The 22,593-nt window shown below is 70.7% G+C and carries 24 protein-coding genes; 16 read left to right on the plus strand and 8 right to left on the minus strand.

The genetic code is table 11. The annotated features are described in order from the left end of the window. Positions 1 to 105: 105 nt before the first annotated feature. Positions 106 to 342, minus strand: a complete 237-nt coding sequence (locus AN478_RS00245; protein WP_054964624.1) for a hypothetical protein — start codon at positions 340 to 342, stop codon at positions 106 to 108. A gap of 252 nt (positions 343 to 594) precedes the next feature. Between AN478_RS00245 and AN478_RS00250 the strand changes: the two genes are divergently transcribed. From AN478_RS00250 to AN478_RS00285, 8 genes are all read left to right on the plus strand, one after another. After that, positions 595 to 1,314, plus strand: a complete 720-nt coding sequence (locus AN478_RS00250) for a glutathione S-transferase (protein ID WP_054964654.1) — start codon at positions 595 to 597, stop codon at positions 1,312 to 1,314. 88 nt (positions 1,315 to 1,402) lie between these two features. Next, entirely contained in the window at positions 1,403 to 2,146 is a 744-nt protein-coding gene (locus AN478_RS00255) for an SDR family NAD(P)-dependent oxidoreductase (RefSeq protein ID WP_054964625.1), read from the plus strand. A gap of 7 nt (positions 2,147 to 2,153) precedes the next feature. Next, a complete protein-coding gene (locus AN478_RS00260) occupies positions 2,154 to 2,471 on the plus strand; it encodes a hypothetical protein (RefSeq protein WP_054964626.1) in 318 nt (105 codons plus the stop codon). Between the two features lie 120 nt (positions 2,472 to 2,591). Beyond that, positions 2,592 to 5,306 carry a cation-transporting P-type ATPase gene (locus AN478_RS00265; RefSeq protein ID WP_054964627.1) on the plus strand — a complete coding sequence of 905 codons (2,715 nt, stop codon included), beginning with the start codon at positions 2,592 to 2,594 and terminating at the stop codon, positions 5,304 to 5,306. A gap of 36 nt (positions 5,307 to 5,342) precedes the next feature. Beyond that, positions 5,343 to 6,032 carry a YwaF family protein gene (locus AN478_RS00270; RefSeq protein ID WP_054964628.1) on the plus strand — a complete coding sequence of 230 codons (690 nt, stop codon included), beginning with the start codon at positions 5,343 to 5,345 and terminating at the stop codon, positions 6,030 to 6,032. Between the two features lie 144 nt (positions 6,033 to 6,176). Further along, complete coding sequence (locus AN478_RS00275) at positions 6,177 to 7,115, plus strand: matrixin family metalloprotease (protein WP_054964629.1); 939 nt, start codon at positions 6,177 to 6,179, stop codon at positions 7,113 to 7,115. 103 nt (positions 7,116 to 7,218) lie between these two features. Further along, entirely contained in the window at positions 7,219 to 7,677 is a 459-nt protein-coding gene (locus tag AN478_RS00280; RefSeq protein ID WP_054964630.1) for a ferritin-like domain-containing protein, read from the plus strand. Positions 7,678 to 7,737: 60 nt separating this feature from the next. Further along, positions 7,738 to 8,367: a class I SAM-dependent methyltransferase gene (locus tag AN478_RS00285; RefSeq protein ID WP_054964631.1), complete on the plus strand. Its 630-nt coding sequence runs from the start codon at positions 7,738 to 7,740 to the stop codon at positions 8,365 to 8,367. Between the two features lie 104 nt (positions 8,368 to 8,471). Here the strand turns inward: AN478_RS00285 and AN478_RS00290 are convergent, their stop codons facing one another. Continuing rightward, a complete protein-coding gene (locus AN478_RS00290) occupies positions 8,472 to 9,905 on the minus strand; it encodes a hypothetical protein (RefSeq protein ID WP_054964632.1) in 1,434 nt (477 codons plus the stop codon). A 244-nt stretch (positions 9,906 to 10,149) separates the two neighbouring features. Between AN478_RS00290 and AN478_RS00295 the strand changes: the two genes are divergently transcribed. Beyond that, a complete protein-coding gene (locus tag AN478_RS00295) occupies positions 10,150 to 10,914 on the plus strand; it encodes a peptidoglycan DD-metalloendopeptidase family protein (RefSeq protein ID WP_082432684.1) in 765 nt (254 codons plus the stop codon). 7 nt (positions 10,915 to 10,921) lie between these two features. Here AN478_RS00295 and AN478_RS00300 read toward each other — a convergent pair whose 3' ends face one another. Next, on the minus strand, positions 10,922 to 11,683 hold the full coding sequence (locus AN478_RS00300; RefSeq protein ID WP_054964634.1) for a class I SAM-dependent methyltransferase: 762 nt from the start codon (positions 11,681 to 11,683) through the stop codon (positions 10,922 to 10,924). Positions 11,684 to 11,884: 201 nt separating this feature from the next. Here AN478_RS00300 and AN478_RS00305 point away from each other — a divergent pair, with 201 nt between their 5' ends. Both AN478_RS00305 and AN478_RS00310 read left to right on the plus strand, forming a co-directional pair. Beyond that, complete coding sequence (locus tag AN478_RS00305) at positions 11,885 to 12,484, plus strand: DUF998 domain-containing protein (RefSeq protein ID WP_054964635.1); 600 nt, start codon at positions 11,885 to 11,887, stop codon at positions 12,482 to 12,484. Positions 12,485 to 12,662: 178 nt separating this feature from the next. Further along, positions 12,663 to 14,189 carry a thioredoxin family protein gene (locus AN478_RS00310; RefSeq protein ID WP_054964636.1) on the plus strand — a complete coding sequence of 509 codons (1,527 nt, stop codon included), beginning with the start codon at positions 12,663 to 12,665 and terminating at the stop codon, positions 14,187 to 14,189. 37 nt (positions 14,190 to 14,226) lie between these two features. Here the strand turns inward: AN478_RS00310 and AN478_RS00315 are convergent, their stop codons facing one another. Further along, a complete protein-coding gene (locus AN478_RS00315) occupies positions 14,227 to 15,402 on the minus strand; it encodes an arginase family protein (RefSeq protein WP_054964637.1) in 1,176 nt (391 codons plus the stop codon). Between the two features lie 128 nt (positions 15,403 to 15,530). Between AN478_RS00315 and AN478_RS00320 the strand changes: the two genes are divergently transcribed. From AN478_RS00320 to AN478_RS00330, 3 genes are all read left to right on the plus strand, one after another. Further along, complete coding sequence (locus tag AN478_RS00320; protein ID WP_082432686.1) at positions 15,531 to 16,544, plus strand: ABC transporter ATP-binding protein; 1,014 nt, start codon at positions 15,531 to 15,533, stop codon at positions 16,542 to 16,544. Positions 16,545 to 16,546: 2 nt separating this feature from the next. Then, positions 16,547 to 17,308: an ABC transporter permease gene (locus AN478_RS00325; protein WP_054964656.1), complete on the plus strand. Its 762-nt coding sequence runs from the start codon at positions 16,547 to 16,549 to the stop codon at positions 17,306 to 17,308. A 71-nt stretch (positions 17,309 to 17,379) separates the two neighbouring features. Further along, a complete protein-coding gene (locus AN478_RS00330; RefSeq protein ID WP_054964638.1) occupies positions 17,380 to 18,045 on the plus strand; it encodes an SDR family oxidoreductase in 666 nt (221 codons plus the stop codon). Between the two features lie 54 nt (positions 18,046 to 18,099). On the opposite strand, the gene AN478_RS00335 is transcribed toward AN478_RS00330, so the two are convergent. After that, positions 18,100 to 18,978: a bifunctional nuclease domain-containing protein gene (locus AN478_RS00335; RefSeq protein ID WP_054964639.1), complete on the minus strand. Its 879-nt coding sequence runs from the start codon at positions 18,976 to 18,978 to the stop codon at positions 18,100 to 18,102. A 218-nt stretch (positions 18,979 to 19,196) separates the two neighbouring features. Between AN478_RS00335 and AN478_RS00340 the strand changes: the two genes are divergently transcribed. Beyond that, positions 19,197 to 19,520, plus strand: a complete 324-nt coding sequence (locus AN478_RS00340; RefSeq protein WP_176758781.1) for an ATP-binding protein — start codon at positions 19,197 to 19,199, stop codon at positions 19,518 to 19,520. A gap of 16 nt (positions 19,521 to 19,536) precedes the next feature. Here AN478_RS00340 and AN478_RS00345 read toward each other — a convergent pair whose 3' ends face one another. Beyond that, positions 19,537 to 19,752 (minus strand): CPXCG motif-containing cysteine-rich protein, encoded by a 216-nt coding sequence (locus AN478_RS00345; protein WP_231627292.1) that lies wholly within the window; start codon positions 19,750 to 19,752, stop codon positions 19,537 to 19,539. Continuing rightward, on the minus strand, positions 19,749 to 20,888 hold the full coding sequence (locus AN478_RS00350) for a PQQ-dependent sugar dehydrogenase (RefSeq protein ID WP_054964642.1): 1,140 nt from the start codon (positions 20,886 to 20,888) through the stop codon (positions 19,749 to 19,751). The genes AN478_RS00345 and AN478_RS00350 overlap by 4 nt, the downstream gene beginning before the upstream one ends. Positions 20,889 to 21,070: 182 nt before the next feature. Here AN478_RS00350 and AN478_RS00355 point away from each other — a divergent pair, with 182 nt between their 5' ends. Further along, positions 21,071 to 22,075, plus strand: coding sequence for an LLM class flavin-dependent oxidoreductase (locus tag AN478_RS00355; RefSeq protein ID WP_054964643.1), 1,005 nt, complete (start codon positions 21,071 to 21,073; stop codon positions 22,073 to 22,075). 15 nt (positions 22,076 to 22,090) lie between these two features. Here the strand turns inward: AN478_RS00355 and AN478_RS00360 are convergent, their stop codons facing one another. Next, entirely contained in the window at positions 22,091 to 22,585 is a 495-nt protein-coding gene (locus tag AN478_RS00360) for a hypothetical protein (RefSeq protein ID WP_054964644.1), read from the minus strand. Positions 22,586 to 22,593: the final 8 nt, after the last annotated feature.

Below are 22,593 nucleotides of genomic sequence, written 5' to 3' on the forward strand. Positions count from 1 at the left end.
GCTTCGCTGCGCTATCGCCAACGGAGTATCCACTGTAAACCCTGCCTGCCGATCCCCGAATATGGATCGGTGCCCGTTGGCCCGGGGGGTTTCCCCAAGCCGTATTTATTCCGGGTCAACCGTAAAGACGAGCCAGGCCTTTGGGGGGGTCTCGCCTGGGCCGTTCGGCCCCTGATCGGAAGGATCGATCGCTTCCTTCTCCAGCTTGGCAGCGGCCTTGACCAGCCGCCCCAGGGAGGGGTCGTTCGGGTCGAGGATTTCCGAAACCTTTGCAAGATCCTCGTTAAAGAACTCCCAGACCTCGCCTCGCTCGGTGAATTCCACTTTCAGGAAAAATCGCATTGCTGTTCCTGTTCGGGCTGATAGGGCCGGCTGCTTGTCCCGTCCGGCGGGCGAGGGCCCGTCGCGTGGTGCCGATATCGGTTAAGGCTCCCCCAATACCTGACACCGGCGGGGGGCGCAACCGTCCGGGCCGGTTCGATCCGGATCGGGGGGCGGCCGGCGTGTTGACGGGGTCGGGCCTTTGGGCTCCCGTGAGGGAAGGGCGGGTGGCATCCTACCTATTCCGCTATGCGCAACGGGGGAGGCTTGGCCATGACATACCGGCTCTACTACTGGCCCACCATTCAGGGGCGCGGGGAGTTCGTGCGGCTGGCCCTGGAGGCGGTCGGGGCGGAGTACGAGGACGTTGGGCGGGGGCCGGAGGGTCCCGATTTCGGCGCCGTCTCTGCCGTGCTGTGGGGCGAGCAGCCCGGCCCGCCGCCCTTCGCGCCCCCGGTGCTCGAAGCCGGCGGACGGCTCATCGCCCAGACGGCCAACATCCTGCTCTACCTCGGCCCCAGGCACGGCCTGGCGCCGGAAGGGGAGCTGGACCGGCTCTGGGTGCATCAGCTCCAGCTCACCATCGCGGACTGGGTGGTGGAGATCCACGACACCCATCATCCGGTGGGTGCGCAGCTCTATTACGAGGACCAGAAGCCCGAGGCCGCCCGGCGCGCGGAGGGCTTCCGCGAGCACCGTTTGCCCAAATTCCTCGGCTACTTCGAGCGCGTGCTGGACGACCACGTCGACGGCGGTTGGCTGGCGGGGGGCTCCATGACCTACGCGGACCTGTCCCTGTTCCAGGTGGTGGAGGGCCTGCGCTACGCCTTTCCCGACGCCATGGGAAGGGCCGAGTACAGCGCGCCCCGGGTTACCCTGCTCCACGAGCGGGTGCGCGACCTGCCGCGGATCACCGCCTACCTAAATTCCGAGCGCCGCATCCCCTTCAACGAGGACGGCATCTTCCGGCACTACCCCGAGCTGGACGCCTGAGGGGCGGGCCTGAACGATTCCCAGCTTTCCAAGTATCTGGTATGCCGGGACTCGGCGTCTGATCCTGTTACCGGCTGAGGAGCGTGGCATGCGAATGGAAGGCAGCATCGCGTTGGTGACCGGCGGGGCCAGCGGCATCGGGGAGGCCACCGTCCGGGCCATGGTGGCCGAGGGGGCGCAGGTGGTGCTGGCGGATCTGGATTCGGAGCGCGGCGACGCGCTGGTCAAGGAGCTGGGGGACGCCTGGGCCCGCTTCGTGCCCACCGACGTCTCCGACGAGAACCAGGTGGCGAACCTGTTCGACCAGGCGGAGCAGTGGGCCGGGACGGTGGACGTGGTGTTCAACAACGCCGGCATCGGCCATCTGGGCGTCAGCCACGAGGTCTCCACCAAGGACTGGCAGCGGGTGGTGGACATCAACCTCACCGGCGTTTTCCTGGTGGCGCGGGAGGCCCTGGCGCGCATGCACCAAGCGGGGGTCGCCGGGTCCCTGATCAACTGCGCCTCGATCCTGGGGCACGTGGGCCAGAGCCAGACGGCGGCCTACTCCGCGGCCAAGGGCGGGGTGGTCAACCTGACCCGGACCCTGGGCCTGGAGTACGGACCGCAGGGCATCCGGGTCAACGCCGTGTGCCCCGGCTACATCGAGACCCCGTTGCTGGACAATCTGGACGAGGAGACCAGGGAGGTGCTCACCCGCCGCCACGCCCTGGGGCGCATGGGGCGGCCGGAGGAGGTGGCCGCGGCGGTGGTGTTCCTGGCCAGCCCCGAGGCCAGCTTCATCACCGGCTCCAGCCTGATGGTGGACGGCGGCTACACCGCCGGGAAGTAGGTCCCTCATGACCCGCGACCAAGCCCCCGATCTGCCCGTTTACGGCCTTCCCGACGACCCGGGCCCCACGGAGCCCCTGCCCGACGCGCTGGACACCGCGGAGCGCTGGCGGGCCCGCGCCCGCCTGGTGCGGCCGGACGCGGAGCCCGTGGGGCGGGTGGCCATCGCCGGCGAGTGGGTCCCGGTCTACCACCGCAAGCAGACCGTCCCCATCGAGACCGACGCCGATCTCGACGCCACCAGCGCCTATCCCCGCGCCAGCCGGGTGCCGGGGGTCTACGACTACGCCCCGAGCCATGGCAAGCCGGGGGAGGGGCGGGACTGAGGGCGAGGCCCCCTCGACGGCCTTGACCCTCGTGTCGGTCGCTCGGTCTACTCGTCTGTACGTCCGCGGAATCCCCCAACGCTGGCGACTGCCCGAACCCGACCAAGGAGTGTCCCCGTCATGGGCGATCCCCCGCCCGAGGAGGTTCCCTGGCACGGCCTGAAAATCGAGGAGGTCCTCGCCAGACAGGACGCCACGGCGCACGGCCTGTCCGGCGGGCAGGTGCGGGAGCGCCTGGAGCGCTACGGGGAGAACCGTCTGCCCGCCCCGGAACGCTCGGGGCCCTGGAAGCTCTTCCTCCGCCAGTTCCACAACGTCCTCATCTACGTGCTGCTCGCCGCCGCGGGCGGCACCGCCTTCCTGGACCACTGGGTGGATACCGGGGTGATCCTGGGGGTGGTGCTCATCAACGCCGTTGTGGGCTTCCTCCAGGAGGGCAAGGCGGAGGAGGCCCTGGACGCCATCCGCGGCATGCTCTCGCCCAAGGCGCTGGTGCTGCGCGACGGCCAGCGGCGCACCATTCCCGCCGAGGAGCTGGTGCCCGGCGACCTGGTCTTCCTGCAGGCGGGCGACAAGGTGCCCGCCGACCTGCGCCTGCTCCGCGCCCACAACATGCGCGTCAACGAGGCCATGCTCACCGGCGAGTCCGTGGCGGTGGATAAGCGCGCCGAGCCGGTGGCGCCGGACGCGGATCTGGGCGACCGCGACTCCATGGCCTTCTCCGGGACCCTGGTGGCCTTCGGCCAGGGGCGGGGCGTGGTGGTGGCCACGGGCAGCGCTACCCAGATCGGGCGCATCTCCACCCTGCTGGAGGAGGTGGAAACCCTCACCACCCCGCTGCTGCGGGACATCGGGGTATTCGGGCGCTGGCTGTCCGTGGCCATTCTGGTGCTGGCCGGGGTCACCTTCGCCTTCGGCTACTGGGTGCGGGACTACGAGCTGGTGGAGACCTTCCTGGCGGCGGTGAGTCTGGCGGTGGCCGCCATTCCCGAGGGGTTGCCGGCCATCATGACCATCACCCTGGCCATCGGCGTGCAGCGCATGGCCGGGCGCAACGCCATCATCCGCCGCCTTCCGGCGGTGGAGACCCTGGGCTCGGTCACCACCATCTGCTCCGACAAGACCGGCACGCTCACCCGCAACGAAATGACGGTCCAGAACATCGTCACCGCCGAGGACACCTTCGGGGTGAGCGGCGTGGGCTACGAGCCCCACGGCGGGTTCTCCCTGGAGGGCCGGGACGTGGAGCCCGCCGACCATCCGGTCCTCGCCGAGGCGCTGCGCGCCATCCTGCTGTGCAACGACGCCGAGATCCACAACCGGGACGGCGAGTGGGTGCTGGAGGGCGACCCCACGGAGGGGGCGCTGGTCACCGCGGCGCTCAAGGGGCAGCTCGATCCCCGGGAGACCGGCGAGCTCTATCCCCGCGACGACGTGATCCCTTTCGAGGCCGCCTACAAGTTCATGGTCACCCTGCACCACCACCACGCGGGGGACCACAGCTTCCTCTTCCTGAAGGGGGCGCCGGAGCGGGTGCTGGCCCTGTGCGACAAGGAGCGCACCCGGGATGGCGGCGCGCGGCCCATCGATACCGGGCGCTGGGAGCGCCGCATGGAGGCGGAGGCCTCCCGGGGGCAGCGCCTGCTGGCGGTGGCGGTCAAGGACGTGGAAGCGGACAAGCGTGCGCTGGAGTTCGGCGACGTGGAGGAGGGCGGCCTTACGCTGGTGGCCGTGTGCGGCATCATCGACCCGCCCCGGGAGGAGGCCATCCAGGCCGTCCGGGAGTGCCAAGAGGCGGGGATCCGGGTGAAGATGATCACCGGCGACCACGGCGTGACCGCCCGGGCCGTGGCCGAGGACCTGAAGATCCGCACCGCGGGCGGCGTGGTGGCGGGCCACGAGCTGGAGGGGCTTTCGGCGGAGGAGCTGGAGCGGGCGGTGCGGGAGGTGGACGTGTTCGCCCGCGCCACCCCGGAGCACAAGCTGCGGTTGGTGGAGGCCATCCAGGCCGACGGCCACGTCGTGGCGGTGACCGGCGACGGCGTCAACGACGCCCCGGCGCTCAAGCGCGCCGACGTGGGCGTGGCCATGGGGGTCAAGGGCACCGAGGCCTCCAAGGAGGCCGCCGAGATGGTGCTCGCCGACGACAACTTCGCCTCCATCGCCAATGCGGTGGAGGAGGGCCGCACGGTCTACGACAACCTGCGCAAGGCCATCCTGTTCCTGCTGCCCACCAGCGGCGGCGAGGGCTTCACCATCATGGCCGCCATCCTGCTGGGGGTGACCCTGCCGTTTACTCCGGTGCAGGTGCTGTGGGTGAACATGGTCACCGCCGTGACCCTGGGCCTGGCCCTGGCCTTCGAGCCCACCGAGCCCGGCGTCATGCGCCGCCCGCCCAGGCCGCCCGAGACGCCCATCCTCTCGGGCTTCCTGATCTGGCGCGTGGCCTTCGTCTCGGCGCTGCTACTGGCGGGCACCTTCGGCCACTACCTGTGGATGGAGTGGCAGGAGGCGGAGGTGGAGATCGCTCGCACCGTGGCCATCAATACCCTGGTGATGGGCGAGCTGGTCTACCTGTTCAACAGCCGCTACATCCTGGAGTCGGTGCTCAACCCCGCCGGCCTCCTGGGCAGCCGGGCCGTGCTCCTTGCTGTGGGCGTGCTGGTGGTTCTCCAGGCGCTTTTCACCTACGCCCCACCGATGCAGTTCCTGTTCGGCACCGCCCCCCTGCGTCTCGAGGAGTGGGGCATCATCCTGGTCTTCGGCGTGGCCCTGTTCCTGGTGGTGGAGCTGGAGAAGGCCTTCTTCCGGCATCGCCGGCAGCGGGTCCCGTAACGGAAAACGTCCCCATCAGGCCGACGAGGCCGTTCCATGAGCCCTGCCGACGCCTTCATACACTATGGAACCAGCCACCTCGCGGCCTTGGCGGTGGTGGCCGCGCTGGCCCTGGTGGCGGCGGTGGGGCCGCGCCGCTGGCCGGTCCTGGCGCCGTCGCGGCACGGGCGGCGGCTGCTCGCCGGGGTGCTGATCCTGGAGCTGGTGGGCTGGCACGGGCTGGCCGCCCTGCGGGGCGCGTTCGATCCGGCAACGGATCTCCCCCTGCACCTCTGCGACGTGAACCAGCTGCTGCTGGCGGTCTATCTGGTGCGGCCGCGGGCGCGGCTGTTCGATGTCCTGTACCATTGGGTCCTTACCAGCGCGAGCCTGGCGCTGCTGTTCCCGGACCTGGCCACGGATTTCCCTTCCGTGGCCTATTTCTCCATGTTTTCCACCCACGGCCTGTCGTTGGTGATCCTGTGCCATCTGGCGTGGGGGCTGAAGATTCGGCCCGGCGCGCGGAGCCCGGCGACCGCCATGGCGGCGCTGGGCCTCTACGCGGTGCCGGTGGCGGCGGTCAACGGGCTGGTGGGCGGCAACTACCTCTACCTGTCCGAGCTGCCGGCGGTGCCCGTGCCTCTCATGGGCTTACTGCCTCCGGCGCCCTATTACTGGCCCGTAGGAGCGGCCTTCCTGTACCTGGTCTTCCGGGGCCTGCTCCGCCTGGCGCCGGGGCGGGGTTGATCGCCCCCTGGGAGGGATCGGTAAAGGTTTTTGACGTGTCCGGGGAAATTGGCCCGGATATCCGCTGGTGGTAAAAGGGTTTCCAGGGGCTTTGCTGCCTTTCCGCCCCACGACTTCCATCCTTTGCGCGAGGTACCACCCGCCATGCGCCGGCTTGTCGTCCTGGCCCTATTGGGCGGTGTGCTCCCGGCCCACGCCTGCAACGTCCCGATCGCCTACGCTGTGGGCGAGGTGGACAAACGCTTCGACCGCTCCCGGGCGGAATTTCGGGCCGCTGTCCGCGACGCCGCCCGCCTGTGGGAGGAGGCCGCCGGGCGAAAGCTGTTCGAGCACCGGCCCGGGGCGGACTTCCGGATCAACCTGGCCTACGGGCCGCTCCAGGAGGCCACCGAGCGCATCCAAGGGCTGGAAAAGAGCGCGGATTCCCTGCGGGTGCGGATCGAGGAGAGGCAGGACCGCCTGGAGGCGGTGAAGGCGCGCTTCGAGGGGCGGGCCCGCGACTTCGAGGCGGAGGTCCAGGAGCTCCGGCGGGACCGGCGGGCATTCGAGGCGCGGCTCCGGAAGGTTCGCGAGGCGGGCGGGGCTGCGCCCGGGGAGGGGAAGGCGCTCGAGGAGCGCCGCCGGGAGCTCCAGGAGCGGGTGGCGGAGCTTCAGGCCCGCCAGGAGGACCTGAAGGAGCTGCAGGCCCGGCTGGACCGGCTCGCCGCGGAGACCAACGCCCTGATCGAGCGCCACAACCAGCAGGTGCGGGAGGCCAACGAGCGGGCCCGTCCCGGTAGGGAGTACCGCCAGGGCTACTACCAGCGCACGGGCTGGGGCGACGAGGAGATCACCATCCGGCAGTACGAGGGCCCGCGACGGCTGCGCTTCGCCCTGGCCCACGAGCTGGGCCATGCCCTGGGTATCGGCCACGTGGACGAGGCCGGGGCGGTGATGCACCGGGTGAACGAGGGCGGGAAATCCACGCCTCCGTCTTTGACCGCCGCCGACCGCGCGGCCCTGCGGGAGGCGTGCGGGACGGGCGGGTCAACCGGGGACGGGGCCAGGGAAGCCGAGAGTGGGTTTCCGGTGCGGCGCCCTTGACCGGGCAACCTCGGCTGCCGTCCACTGTACCGACAAGGGGGTACGGGTAGCCCATGAGGGGGCCCCGGAGGCGGGTCGGGTCCGCAGGTGGAGGCGCCGGACCATGAACGAGCTCACCGATGCCGAAATAGCCGCCCTCCACGAGGCGCTGGACGACGAGTACCGTGCCTGGGCCACCTACGACCAGGTGCTCGCCGACTTCGGGGAAGTGCGGCCGTTCAGCAACATCCGCGAGGCCGAGGCGCGCCATATCGAAGCGCTGCGCACGCTGTTCACGCGCTATGGGCTGCCGGTCCCCGAGAACCCCTGGCCAGGCAGGGTGGACCTGTACGACAGCCTGCGGGACGCGTGCAAGGCGGGCGTGGCCGCGGAGATCGCCAACGGGGCAATGTACGACCGGCTGCTGGAGGCCAGCCGGCGCGACGACATCCTCGCGGTGCTGCGCAACCTCCGGGACGCCTCCCAGCAGCGGCACCTGCCGGCCTTCCGGCGCTGCGCGCAAGGATCGCCCGGGGGGCGGGGCGGCGCGGGGCGCCATCGGGGCGGAAGGGAGCGGGCCTGAGCGGCGCCGCTTCCGGAGGACAGCCGCCGGTTCAGCAACCCCCACAGAAGGGAGTGATCCGTGCCCAAGGCAGAGCCCTTCGAGGCCCACCACCAGCGTTACGAGGCCTGGTTCGGCGAGCACGAAGCCCCTTACATCTCGGAGCTGCTCGCCCTGCGCCCCTTCGTGCCCTGGCGGGGCCGGGGCCTGGAGATCGGCGTGGGCAGCGGCCGCTTCGCCGCCCCGCTGGGCGTGCAGGTGGGGGTGGATCCGTCCCCGGCCATGCTGGCCTACGCCGCCGCGCGGGGCATCGAGCCCGTGGAGGGGGTGGCAGAGGATCTGCCCTTCGCCGCCGGCAGCTTCGACTACGCCCTGGTGGTGACCACCATCTGCTTCGTGGACTCGGCGGCAGCCATGGTGGCGGAGGCCTACCGGGTGCTCCGGCCGGGCGGGCGGCTGGTAATCGGCTTCATCGACCGGGAAAGCGACCTGGGGCAGGAGTATCTGGCCCACCAGGAGGAGAGCGTGTTCTACCGCGAGGCGGTCTTCCACTCCGCCGACGAGGTGGCGCGTCTGCTGGCCGACGCCGGGTTCGCGGTGGGGGAGTGGGCCCAGACCCTCGCCCATCCCCTGCCCGAGACCCGGGAGATCGAGCCCCTGTGGCCGGGGCGGGGGCGCTGCGCCTTCGTGGTGGTGGCGACCGAACGCTAGGGCGGACCAACAGGCTCCGGCTCCGGAAGGCAAAAAAAGGCAGCGGGGCGCGCCCGCTGCCTTTTTTCGTGGGCCTTCGAAGGGCCGGGACGGCGCCCCGGGCCTCAGAGCACGCGCATGTAGGCCACCAGCGCGTCCTTCTCCTCCTGGTCGAGGTCGAGCTGCAGCACCAGGTTGAAGAATTCCACGGTGTCCGCCAGCGTCAGCAGCCGGCCGTCGTGGAGGTACGGGGGCGAGTCCTTGATGCCCCGCAGGGTGAAGTTCTTGATGGGCCCGGTGGCCTGGGTGTAGCGGCCGTTGATCTCGCGGGGCTCGTAGAACCGGTCCACCTCCAGGTCCGACATCTCGTTGTTCATGAAGGTGGGCCCCGAGTGGCAGTCGGCGCACTGGCCCTTGCCCCGGAAGATCTTCTCGCCGAGCAGCTCCTGCTGGGTGGCCTTGTTGGGGTCCAGGTCGCCGTTCGGCTTAAGCTTGGGCGCCGGCGGGAAGTCGAACATGTTCTGCGCCTGGGCCATGGCCGACACCTGGCCGCCGCGGTCGAGGAAATTGATCCCCTTCTTGGCTGCGGTCACGTGGTCGCCGTCGAAGTAGGCGGTGCGCTGCTCGAACTCGGTGAAGTCCTCCACCGAGCGCAGCGAGCGCTTGGAGCCGTGGATCTGCTGGTTGAACATCCCCCGCAGGCTCACGGTGTCGATGCGCAGCCGCGCCTCGTTGGGCCGGGTGTCGGGGTTGAGGTGGAAGGCCGCGTTGGTGTGGCCGTTTACGTGGCAGTCCAGGCAGGAGACCCCCTGGCTCGGCTCCAGAACCTTGCGATCGTGGGTGGCGTTGAACTGCTGCTGCGGGAAGGGGGTGAGCAGCAGCCGCATGCCCTCCAGCTGCACCGGCGTCATTACGCCCTTGAGCTTGTCCTGGAAGTTCTTGAGGGTGATCACCTCGCCATCGGAGACGTCGCCGAGATCCGGCCGGCTGGTGAGGAACAGGGGCGGCGGGTACTCGGGCAGGAAGTGCTCGGGGAGGTCGAACTCCACGTCGAAGCGCTTCAGGTCACGCCCTTCGGCCTTCTCGATGGCGTCGATCTGGTTCTCCGGGAAGACCATGCCCCCGGTCTGGTGCTTGGCGTGGGGCAGCGGCATGAAGCCCTTGGGGAACAGATCCTTCTCCCGGATCTCCTCCGGGCTCATGGCGTTGAGCTCTTCCCAGGAATCGACCCCGTCGGGGAGCTTCACGCGCACCCCCTCCTGTACCGCCTTCCTGCCCCCGGACATCATCACGTCGGAGGGCTGGTCGGACAGGTCGTAGCGCTCTTCCAGGAGCTCCCGCTGGCGCTCCATCACCTTGTCCTTCTCGGCGCGGTCCTTTTCGAGGACCTCCTGGAAGTCCATGTCCTTCACGGGGAAGTAGCTGTCGCCGGAAGGCCGTTGCTGGCCGTCGTTCGCATTGGCCCCGTTGCTGCCCTCCTGGGCGCCCACGCCGGGGAAGACGACGAGCCCCACGGCCCCTAGCAGGCACCCGCCCGCCAGAGTCTTGGTCCAGCCCATGTGGTCACTCCTTTTCGCATTCCGGATCCGCCGCCGGCGGACCCGTGCCGATGTGCAGGGCCGGACCGGGCGCCCGTCCCCTCCTGGCAGGTTTGGCTGGGAAGGAACGTTCATCAACAGGGAGTTGGCAAGAACTTGACGGGAAGGGGACGGCCTACGGGACGGCCGGACACCTGGAGGGACAGGGCTGAATTCGGGGGCGAATTCCGGTAGGCTGCGGGGTCATGTCCCACTGGAAGGAGCCGTGGTGGAGGGGAAGCCCATCCGCGCCCTGGTACTGGCCCACGGCCTGCTGCTGATCCTGGCGGGGTGCGGGGCGCCGCCCATCCAGGCCCCCAGCTACCACGGGCCCGCCCCCGAGCACTACCAAGTCCGACGCGGCGACACCGTCTACAGCATCGCCCAGCGCTTCGGTCTCGACCACGAGGCGGTTCTGGCCTGGAACGATATCCAGGACCCGAGCCGGCTGCGGACGGGGCAGCGCCTGCGGCTAAGGCCGCCGCGGGACGCAAACGTAGGGGACGGTGGGGCGGAGACCAAGGACGGCCCGGTGGCGAGCAAGGCCGCCGTACGGGGCGGGGGAGGCGAGGGAGACGTTGCGAACACGTCCGGATCCTCGTCGACGGCGGCGCCGGGGAATTGGCGATGGCCGCTGGAGGGCCCGATCATCCAGGGCTTCGACGACGACGGCCGGGATCGCAACAAGGGCATCGAGATCGGCGCCCCCGCCGGGACGGAGGTCCGCGCGGCGGCCGACGGCGAGGTGGTCTATTCCGGGGACGGCCTGCGGGGCTACGGCAACCTGGTCATCGTCCGCCATGCCGGCGGCTACATCACCGCCTACGCCTACAACCAGGCCAACGAGGTGGCCGAGGGGGACGAGGTGGCCGCCGGCGATGTGGTGGCCCGGGTGGGAAGCACCGGCTCCGCCAGCGAGTCCTCCCTGCATTTCGAGCTGCGTCGCCGCACCGACGCCATCGACCCCCTGCGGGTCCTGCCGGCCCGGTAGGTCCCGGTCAGCCTTTGCGCTTGAGCACCCAGATCTCCAGCAGGGCCCACTCTTCCCCGGGGTAGTTCTCCTGCTCCAGGGCGGACATCTTGCGGTGGCGGCTGGCCATGCTGCCCACGAACTCGAAGCGGTCCAGAAGCATGCGCTTGGTGGCGTCGGCCGCGTCGAGGGCGAAGGGATTGAGGAAGTTGACCAGCAGGTAGCCTTCCCCGGACCCCGCAGCAAAGGCGTCGAGGACCTTGGCCACCGCATCCGATTCCAGGTAGACGAGGGCCGCGGTGGAGATGAGGATGTCGGCCTCCTGGAGGGCCGTGTCCACCGCCTGCCGGGCCTCGGGGGCGGGGGCGTTGAGGTCCGCCTCGATGGTCTCGTCGTAGATGCCGGCCGACTGACCGTAGACCAGCGCATTGGCGGAGATGTCGATCCCGGTGACCTTGGCCGGGAAGCGGCGCGGCTGGTCGACGGTCTTGCAGGCCTCCTCGTCCCGCCAGTTGTTCCGGATGGCGTCGTAGTCCATGCCGTTGACGGTGGCCAAGGTGGTGTTGCCGAAGCAGCCGGCGAGATCGACGAAGTTCAGCGGCGCGCTATCGCTCGCCTTTTCCTGGGCCCAGGGCAGGATCAGGCGATCGAAGGTCTGCTTATTGAAGTTGTCGGAGACGTACTCCAGCGCGTCCAGGATCCGTTCCTTGTAGGGAACCGGATTCTCGGCGACGTAGATGTCGTCGAAATGCTGCTTCTTCTCGTCGGTCTTCACTTCCGGCTTGCTCATCGACAGTGTTCCTTGGCTGGGGATAGCCGCTTATGATCGGGGTCCCCGGGCCTTCGGGTCAAGGCGCGGGGTCCGGGACCGGGATCCCCCTTTCCCTCAGGGGCATTATCCCCTAGCCTTTCGGGGGTATTCCGGGCATGCATGCTCCGGGCCCCGCTCTGCCCTGCAACCCGTTAGCCGGGATAAGGAGGTTGGGACTTCATGGTGACGGCAACCTTGTTGGGTGGCGGGCTGCTGGCCCCGTTGGTGTACGTGGCCGGCATCCTGTACGCGGCCGCCGCCTATCCCGGCTATCGCCACAGTCGACAGTTCACCAGCGAGCTGGGCACCGAGCCTTCCCCCCGCGCCACCCATTTCAACAACGCCCTGTGCGCCTCGGGGGTGCTCCTCGTGCTCTTCGCCCTGGGGGTGGCCCTGGCTCTCGGCCCGGGCCTGCTGGCCTACCTCATCGCACTGGGGCTGGGGGTGTACGGTGCCACCACAACCGTCATGGGCCGGTATCCCTGCGACCCGGGCTGCCCCGCCACCCCGCGGTCCTTCCCGGGCGTGATGCACGTTCTAGCGGGCCTGCTGGGCTCCCTCGCGCTGGCAATGACCATGCTGATGGTCGCCGTCGCGCTCTGGCCCGACGGGCGGGGCTTCGCCCTCTACTCCCTGATCACGGCCCTTTCGGCCCTCCTCATCCTCCTCGGCATCTGGTTCCGGTACAGCGCCGAGGTGCAGGGGGTAGTGCAGCGCCTCTACTCCGCCGTGACCCTGACCTGGGTGGTGGGCTTGAGCGTGGCGCTGCTGGGCCAGTAATTCCCCTTCCCCTGAGCTCGTTCCCTCCGCCGTGCTGTTGCCCCTCACCCTCGTTCGCCGCTTAGGGATCTGACCGTCCGACGGGAACCTCGCGGCCCTTCCCCGGTTCGGCCGCGGGGAGGATGATGGGATTCGGGGACCGTTCCGTTTCCAACCCTCCGATCGGGAAGTGGTGACCATGGTCGGGCGCAGATGGCTGGTCGGGGCGCTCGCCCTGCTGCTAAGCGCCCTGCTGGCGGGGCCGCCGGGAGCGGCCGCCGGGCAGGGGGCGGAAGAGCGTGGGCGCGTGGACTGGGAGGCCGCGGGCTGGCTCGACGACCTCGCCGCGGCGCGGGCCCGCGCGCGTCAGGTCGGCAAGCCGGTGTTCGTGTACTTCGACGCTGAATGGTGCAGCTGGTGCCACCAGTACGAGGCGGAGACCCTGAGCAGGGCGCGGGTCCAACGCACCCTGCGCGCCGAGACGGTGCCGGTGCGCCTGGACTGGGACGCCCGCCGGGACCTGGTCAACCGCTACGGGGGCCGGGGCCTGCCGTTCAACGTCCTTCTGGCGCCGGACGGGCGGGTCCTGCGCACCTTCACCGGCATCCTGCCGCCGCAGGAGCTCATCGCCCTGGTGCGCGACATCCCGGAGGCCGAGCCGGGTCCGGAGGAGCCGGAAACCACCCCTTCCGGGCTCGGCCGCGCGGGCTACGAGGCGTACCGCTCCGCCTTCCTGGAGCACGTGGAGCGCCTCTACGCCCCGGATGTGGGCACCCTGGCCGGCCGCTACGAGACCGGCACGGGCCTCAAGCGCACCCAGCCCCGTACCTGGATGTGGCTGGAGGGCCGGCCGGGGTGGTCGGAGCGCGCCCGGGAGGCGCGGGCGGTGGAGGTGGAGCGGCTGCTGGATCCGCTTGACGGCGGCTTCTTCTACTACGTGGACCCGCACCGCCCGGAGGCCCACCGCGAGACCGCCAAGCTTCTGGAGCACAACGCCTGGATGGTGGCCTGGCTGGCGGGCTCCGACCGGCATCGGGTGCGCAACGCCGCCTGGTCGGGCTGGTTCTTCCTGCGGATCACCCTGTGGGACGCGGAGAACGGCGGCTTCTGGCGGGCCCGCATCGCCGACGCCGAATACTACGCGCGTCCCGCCTCGGAGCGACTCGCCCGGAGGGCCCCGCCGGTGGACCGGGCCAAGCTGGCGGATGCCAACGCCCAGGCCGCGCTCGCCCTGCTGCGGGCCGGGCGTCGCCTGGAGGATCCGGCCCTGGCCGAGCATGCCCGGGGCGCCCTGGACTACGTGCTGGCGGAGCTGCTCCACGAGGGACGACTGTACCACAGCCTGCGGGACGGCGAGCGGGCCGTGGCGGGGCTGCCGGAGGACCTGTTCTGGGTGCTGATCGCCGGGGACGCCGTGCAGGAGCAGGCGGCCGAGGCGTGGCGGGCCGAGCGGCTGGGGGCCGTGGCCACCTTGGCCGCCCGCTGGCTGGACGAGCGGATGGAGGAGGGCGGGGGGTCGCCGCGCGGCGAGGTGGCCGCCCTGGCGGCCCGTGCCTGCGGCCTGCGCGAGCGGTACCCGGTGCTGCCGGCAGGATGCCGGGAGTGGGCCCTGGAACGCCTGGCCCTGGGCCCCGAGACCCGCCCCGACTGGCTCGTGCCCGGCCTGCGCGCCTGGGAGGCGCGGCTCGGGGAGCGGGACGGAAGGGGCTCTGTGAAGGTACCCTGAACGGGCCGGAAGTCCCTGTCCCGCGCCGAGCGGGGGATCACAGGCCCCGCAGCCGGGGATGGAGGCGGCGGGCCTCCTCCAGGATGCGGTCCGGCTCGGGGCTGAGCGGCCGGTCCACCGCTTCGTCGAGGCGGGAGCGAGCGAGCCGCTCGTCTTCCTCGTCGTCCGCCAGGTCCCACTCCACTCCGGCCAGCAGCGCCCGGCCAGACTCGGGAATCTCCTCGGGCAGGTCGCGCCCGGACAGGATGCCCCAGACTCCCGCCCACCCCCGCGCCAGCAGCAGAGGGTGGTAACCGCCGCCGCCGAGCACCAGCAGGCGGGGGCTGTCGCGGTGGATGCGCTCGACGATCCGCAGGAACTGCTGGGTGCTGATGTCCAATTTGCCCAGCGGGTCGCCGCCGATGATGTCGGTACCCGGCTCCAGCACCACCGCGTCCGGGACGAAGTCCGCCAGGACCCTCGGCCACAGGGCCGTGAACAGATATTCGTAGTCGGCGTCGTGGGTCCCCTTCGGCAGGGGGACGTTCAGGCAGCTTGCCTCGCCCTTGGGACCGCCCTGGTCCGCCAGCCCTCCGCCGGTGAAGGGGAAGGCGTAGCCCGTGTCCATGTGCAGGGAGAGGGTGAAGACCTCCGGGTCGTCGGCGAAGGCCAGCTCCACCCCGTCGCCGTGGTGGGCGTCGATGTCCACGTAGAGAACCCGCAGGCCCTCCTCCCGCAGGCGGTGGATGGCGAGCACGCCGTCGTTGAGAAAGCCGAAGCCGTGGGCGTGGTCCGGTTTGGTATGGTGCATGCCGCCGGTGGGGCTGAAGGCGGTGCGCCCCCGCAGGACCTGCTCGGCGGCCCGGATGCTGCACCCCGTCATCAGGGCCGGCAGGGTGTAGATCTCCGGGAACCAGGGGTTCTCCCGGGTGCCGATGTTGTACAGCTTGCGCGCCGCGCTGCGGACGAAGCCCAGCTCCTCGCTCTCGCGCAGGGCGTCGATGTAGCCCGGGCTGTGGTGACGCAGGAGCCGCTCCGGGGGCGCGGGCAGGGCGGCTAGGTACTCGTCCTCGGTGAAGGCCCCGTAGGCATTGATGAGGTCGAAGGTCAGCGAGGCGCGGGGGATGTCCAGCAGGGGATGGTCGAGGGCGTAGCCGTCGCGGTCGTAGTGCGCGAAGCCGACGTAGACGGCCTCCCTGGAGGCGGGTACGCGGCAAGGGGTCAGGGGTTCCATGGCTTGTTTCCCGGGCTCGCTTTCCTTTCGGGCCGGGAATATACAACGAACCGCCCCCGTCGTGCCGCCGCCGATGCCCCGGTCGGCACGCACCCAATGAACTTTGCGGCTTGTGGAGCAGCGTAGCGATGCACGACACGGACCACACCGGGCCGGTTGCGGAGGAACGGCCCGCGAAACCTTCCGGATCCGCCGCCGGGCCCGGCGACCGGGAAGCCCCGCCGGCGATCGCCGTGTCCCGCCTGAGCAAGACCTACGACTCCGGCTTCCAGGCTCTCCGGGGCATCGATCTGGAGGTCTCCCGGGGGGAGATCTTCGGCCTGCTCGGGCCCAACGGCGCCGGCAAGACCACCCTCATCAGCATCATCTGCGGCCTGGTCAACGCCACCTCGGGCCGGGTGCGGGTGGACGGCTACGACAACGTCGCCGACTACCGGGCGGTGCGGTCGCGGGTGGGCCTGGTGCCCCAGGAGCTGGCCACCGAGTCCTTCGAGACGGTATGGGACACGGTGCGCTTCAGCCGCGGCCTGTTCGGCCGGCCGCCGGATGCCGCCCACCTCGAGAAGGTGCTGCGGGACCTGGCGCTGTGGGAAAAGCGGGACAGCAAGATCATGTCCCTGTCGGGGGGCATGAAGCGCCGCCTGCTGATCGCCAAGGCGCTGGCCCATGAGCCCCGGATCCTGTTCCTCGACGAGCCCACCGCCGGGGTGGACGTGGACCTCCGCCACGACATGTGGGAGGTGGTGCGCGTGCTGCGGGAGAGCGGGGTCACCGTGGTCCTCACCACGCACTACATCGAGGAGGCCGAGGAGATGGCCGACCGGGTGGGGGTGATCAACAACGGTGAGCTGGTGGTGGTGGAGGAAAAGGCCGAGCTGATGCGCAAGCTGGGCGGTAAACGCCTCACCCTGCACCTGCGCGAGCCCCTGGCGGAGATCCCTCCGGGGCTGGAGCATCGGCGGCTGGAGCTGGGCGCAGACGGCTTCGAGCTCACCTATACCTACGACGCCGATGGCCGGGAAGAGGGTGTGGCGGAGCTCCTCACCGAGCTTGGCGAGGCCGGCATCCATTTCGCCGACCTCCACACGGAGCAGCGCTCCCTGGAGGACATCTTCGTCAGCCTGGTCCGGGAGGGACGATGAGCATCAACCTGTACGCGGTGCGCGCCATATACGGGTACGAGATGGCGCGCACGGGGCGCACCCTGCTGCAGAGCATCCTCTCGCCGGTGATCTCCACCTCCCTGTACTTCGTGGTGTTCGGCGCCGCCATCGGCTCGCGCATCGAGGAGGTGGAAGGGGTGGCCTACGGCTCCTTCATCGTGCCCGGGCTGATCATGCTCATGCTGTTAACGCAGAGCGTGTCCAACGCCTCCTTCGCCATCTTCTTCCCGCGGTTCACGGGCACCATTTACGAGATCCTCTCGGCACCGGTATCGGCCTTCGAGATCGTCCTGGGCTACGTGGGTGCGGCGGCCACCAAGTCGGTGATCCTGGGGCTCCTCATCCTGGGGACGGCGTCCCTGTTCGTGCCCCTGGAGATCGCCCATCCGGTATGGATGCTGGCCTTCCTGGTGCTGACGGCGCTCTCCTTCAGCCTGTTCGGCTTTATCATCGGCATCTGGGCCGACAACTTCGAGAAGCTGCAGCTGGTGCCGCTGCTGGTGCTCACTCCGCTAACCTTCCTCGGCGGCACCTTCTACTCCATCGACATGCTGCCGCCCTTTTGGCAGACGGTGACCCTGTTCAACCCGGTGGTCTACCTGGTGAGCGGCTTCCGTTGGAGCTTCTTCGGCCTGGCGGACGTGCACGTGGCCGTCAGCCTCGGCATGGTGCTGCTCTTCCTGGCGCTGTGCCTGGCGGCGGTGTGGTGGATCTTCCGCACCGGCTACCGGCTCAAGACCTGAGCGCCGGCCGGGCCGGGGCTTTGGTCCGGCCGGCGGCATCCCCACATAAGCAAAGACCAAGGAGCGCATCCATGGCACAGAACGTCTTGATCACGGGGGCCAACCGCGGCATCGGCCTGGAGCTGGCCCGGCAATGGCACCAGCGGGGCGACCAGGTGATCGCCGTCTGCCGCCAGCCCTCCGAGGAGCTGCAGGGGCTGGGGGTGCGGATCATCGACGGCATCGACGTCACCCGGGGCGAGGAGGTGCAGCGCATGGCCGAGGCCCTCGGCGACGAGCGCATCGACCTGCTCTACAACAACGCCGGCATACTGCTCGACGAGAGCCTCGAGAACATGAACTTCGCTACCATGGAGCAGCAGTTCGAGGTGAACACCCTCGGCCCGCTGCACGTCACCCACGCCGTGCTGGGCAACATGGGCGAGGGCGCCAAGATCGGCCTGATGACCTCCCGCATGGGCTCCATCGCCGACAACGACTCCGGCGGCCGGTACGGCTACCGCATGAGCAAGGCGGCCCTGAACGCCGCCGGTAAGTCCCTGTCCGTGGACCTCAAGCCGCGCGGCATCGCCGTGGCCATCCTGCACCCGGGCTACGTGCGCACCGAGATGACCCAGGGCCGTGGCCACATCACCCCCGACGAGGCGGCCGAGCGGCTGGTCCAGCGCATGGACGAGCTGAACCTGGAGAACACGGGAACCTTCTGGCACTCCGACGGCTCCGTGCTCCCCTGGTAGGGGGTCAGGCCCGCGGTTCGGCCTCCGGATCGGCCCCCGTACCCTGGAAGCACTTCAGCCGTGGGGTTCGGGGCGCCGCGGAGCGCGGCGGGCACGGTGGCCGCCCGACAGCTCGGGCGGGATTTCGATGCGGTGCTCCTCCCCCTCCTGCCAGAAGGTGACCTCGGCCCGCTCCCCGGAGGGTGTTTCCCGCAGGAGGGCCCGGAAATGGGCGGGCCCCCGCGGCGTCTCGCCGTTGATGGCGGTGATCAGCGCGCCCGGGCGGAGGCCGGCGTGGTGGGCCGGACCGATGGCCGCACTGACCACCACCCCCTTCCGGTCGGGGAGCTCCAGGGCCCGCCGCAGCTCCTCGGTCAGGGGGTTGACGGTGATGCCGGCCGCCCGGGCGATCCGCTCCTCCATGCCGCGGTACTCCACCTCCCGGGCCGCCTCCAGCACCTTGGGGGCGGCCAGGATGGGGACCCCGGCGCGCAGGGCGAGGGCCAGCGCGTCGCTGGGCCGGCTGTCCACGCGCACGGGCGCCTCCCGCCCGGCCACGGCGAGCTCGAGCATGCCGTAGAAGGCGCCGTCCCGGACGTCGTCCACGTAGATTCGCCGCAGCTCGGCCTCCAGGGCGCCCAGGGTGTCGCGCAGGAGGTCGTGGGTCATGGGGCGGGACGGCTCCACCTCCTGGAGGGCCATGGCGATGGCCTGCGCCTGTCCGGCATCCACGAAGATGGGGACGGCCTTCCCCGCGCCCGGCCGGCGCAGCAGCACCGCCGGAGCGCCCGCGGGCGTGACTCCCACGCCGACCGCCTCCACCTCCACGAAGCGGTCCTCGTCGGCGGCCAGCTCCCGGGCCGCGGCGGTGTGATTCGCCGCAAGGAGGAGGGCGGCCCCCAGAAGAAGTCCCCAGAGCCCAGGGCGGACGGTAAGCTTGCCTCGATGAGCCATCCCCTGTCCTCCCTGACGGTTGGCGGGGAAGTGTCCGGAAAGCCGACCCGGAATTTCCGAGTTTTTTCCTAGACTGATTTTCACAGAAGGATGCGGGTCCGCCCGTGTCCCTTTCCCACGTCCCGGCTACTTTCCGAATCATGATTACCTTCCGCTAGCGGGCCACCAATCCGGACGATCCCGTGGAGCTGCCAGGCGATGAGGGGCCGCCTAGGCCCTTGCAGCGCGCCTTGCAGGGTGAGTCCGGAGTGGTTCGGGGCGAGGACCACCGGGGGCGGGAGGTGATCGCCGCCTACCAGCCCCTGCCCCGCATGGCCGGGGCGGGGATGCTGCGGGCGGACGTGGCGGCCTTCCGGGCCTTGGCGAGCTCCAAGGCGGAGGGGCTGGGCCTGGGCCTGCGGACCAGCCTGTCCATCGTCGAGGCCCATAGCGGGCGGATGTGGGTGGAGACCAACGAGTGGGGCGGGGCCACCTTCCGCTTCACCCTCCCCTTCGCGCGGTCGGAGGCTGACGAGTCGCGGGAGGGAGGCGAGGCGGAATAGCCGGGCGGGTCCGGGGTCAGTCGTCGTCCCGGGCCACCCGGACCTCCAGCGGCCCGCCGTCCGGGGGCCAGGAGACGGTGAACTCGATGGGGGCGCAGCACACCGGGCAGTCCTCCACGTAGGCGGCGTCCCGGGTGCCCGTGTCCACCAGGGTGGCGAAGACCTCGCCACAGTAGGGGCACTCCACCTCGACCTCCGGCAGCGGGTCGCCGTCCATGGCGTCCCGGCTCACTCGGCCGGCCGCAGCCGCACCAGGCGGCCGTCGGCGTGGTCGGTGAGGAGGTAGAGGAAGCCGTCGGGGCCCGTGGCGACGGCGCGCACTCGCCAGCCCCGGTCGTCGAGCAGGCGGCGTTCCCGGACCACCTCCTGGCCGTCCAGCTCCAGGTGGGCCAAGTGGGTCAGGGCCAGGGCACCGACGAACAGGTCGCCCCGCCATTCGGGGAAGCGGTCGCCGGAGTAGAAGGCCATGCCCGAGGGCGCGATGGAGGGGACCCAGTAGTGGATGGGCTGCACGGTGCCGGGCAGGCGGTCCGGGCCGATCTCCGGGCCGGAGTACTCGCGCCCGTAGGTGGTCTTGGGCCAGCCGAAGTTGCCCCCCGGCTCGGGGATGTTGATCTCGTCCCCCCCGCGGGGGCCGTGCTCGTGGATCCACACCTCCGCCGTCTCCGGATGCAGGGCGGCGCCCTGGGGATTGCGGTGGCCGTAGCTGTAGATGGCGTCGCGGGCGTCGGCGCGGTCCACGAAGGGATTGTCCTCCGGCACCGCGCCGTCCTCGTTGAGGCGCAGCACCGAGCCGTTGTGGTCGCCGAGGTCCTGGGCGCGGTCCCGCTCGCCGCGCTCGCCCACGGTCACGAACAGGTGGCCGTCGCCGTCGAAGACGATCCGCGAGCCGAAGTGCATGGAGCTGGCCACGCAGGGCTCGGCCACGAACAGGGTCTCGAAGTCCGTTAGCCGGTCGCCCTCCAGGCGGCCGCGGCCCAGGTGGGTGGCGTTGCCGGGGCCGCACTCCCCGGACCAGGTGAGGTAGACCCAGCGGTTGTCGCCGAAATCGGGGTGCAGGGCCACGTCGAGCAGCCCCCCCTGGTTGCCGGCGTCCACCGGGGGCACGCCCGCCAGGGCCCGCCGGTCGCCGCTGTCCGGGTCCAGGCGCAGCAGGGTGCCGGAGCGCTCGGTCACCAGGAGGTCGCCGTCGGGCAGGAAGGCCAGGGCCCAGGGGTGATCGAGCCCCCTGGTTACGGTCTCCACCTCGATGCCGGCCTCGGCGTCGGAGACCGCCTCCGCCTCTCCCTGGGCGTGGGCGACGGGCGTGAGCAGGGCGGCGGCCAGCAGGGCGAGGATCCCGGCCCGCGGCTGCTTGGGGCTGTTCATCGCGGCGCTCCCGGACGTGACAAAGGACAGGCCTTCACTGTACTGCTTCCCGGCCCGGCTCCGGAACCGGGAGCCGCTTGGGCCCGGCGTTCCCGTGCGGTTAGACTGACCCTCCCGCCCCGCCCGACCCTGCTCCCCGGCCGGGTCCGGAAGCCGGAGCGACAAGCACAGGAGTCCCCCGCGTGACCGCCTTCTCCATTCTCGATCTCGCCCCCATCCGGCAGGGCGGCGACGCCGCCGCGGCCTTCGGGCACACCCGCGAGCTGGCCCGCCACGCCGAGGCCTGGGGCTACCGGCGCTTCTGGCTGGCGGAGCACCACAACATGACCGGCATCGGCAGCTCCGCCACCGCCGTGCTCATCGGGCACGTGGCCGAGGCCACGGAGACCATCCGCGTGGGCTCGGGGGGGGTCATGCTGCCCAACCACGCGCCGCTGGTGGTGGCCGAGCAGTTCGGCACCCTGGAGGCCCTCCATCCGGGCCGCATCGACCTGGGGGTGGGCCGGGCCCCCGGCACCGACGGGCGCACCGTGCGCGCCCTGCGCCGTCAGGACCCGGACGCCGCCGAGCGCTTCCCCCAGGACCTGGAGGAGCTTCGGTCCTACTTCCGCCCGGCGGAGCGGGGACAGGCCGTGCAGGCGGTGCCCGGCGCGGGCCTGGATATCCCCGTCTGGATCCTGGGCTCCAGCCCCAGCAGCGCCGATCTGGCCGCCCGGCTGGGGCTGCCCTACGCCTTCGCCTCCCACTTCGCCCCGTACCAGCTCATGGAGGCCCTGGACCTCTACCGCAGCCGGTTCGAGCCCTCGGAGCACCTGGGGCGGCCCTATGTCATGCTCGGCATGAACGTGGCCGCCGCCGACACGGACGCCGAGGCGCGGCGACAGTTCACCTCCCTCCAGCAGCAGTTCCTGTCCATGGTGCGGGGCCGCACGCCCCGGCCCCTGCCGCCGCCGGTGGCGGATCTGGAGGAGGTGGCCACCCCGGGGGAGCGCGAGCGCATCGCGCCCATGCTGTGGGCCTCGGCCGTGGGTGCCCCGGAGACGGTGGAGCGCGAGGTTCGCGGGTTCCTGGAGCGCACCGGCGCCGACGAGATCATGGCGACCACCCAGATGTACGAGCAGGCGGCCACCCTGCGCTCCTTCGAGCTGCTGGCCGGGGTGCGGGAGCGCCTCGCCGGCGGGGTGTAGGCGGCCCGCCCGGACTCAGTCGAGGCGGATGCGGGCGTAGCCGCGCTGGGCGTAGGCCGCAGCGGTGAGGAAGGTGTTGCCCACCTCCACCACCGGCTCCACCAGGTCCTCCTGGGAAAGCTCCACCCGTCGGGTGGCCAGGGAGCAGGCCTCGATCCGCGTCACGCCCTCGAGCCGGGCCAGCTCCACCAGCTTCCGCTGGACCTGCCGGACCGCCGGCTCCTCGGCCAGCTCCACGCGGTCCAGGTCCTCCGCCAGCAGGCGCACCGCCCCGCTGCGGAAGGCCAGCAGCATGCGCGGCTCCACGCCCTGGCGCTCCAGGTCCCGGTAGGTCTGCTCCACCACCTTCAGCCGGGACAGCAGCCGTCCGGGATCGTCCAGGGTCACGTCCCACAGGATGCGGCCCTCCTCGATCCCTTGCAGGGAGCGGGCGTCGTCGGGGCGCTCCGCCGCAATGGCCGGAAAAGCGGCGGGGAGCAGCAGGAGCAGCGCAAAAAGCAAATTCCGCATGGGGATCC

The sequence above is a fragment of the Thiohalorhabdus denitrificans genome (genome assembly GCF_001399755.1).
In the GTDB taxonomy this organism is placed as follows: Bacteria; Pseudomonadota; Gammaproteobacteria; order Thiohalorhabdales; family Thiohalorhabdaceae; genus Thiohalorhabdus; species Thiohalorhabdus denitrificans.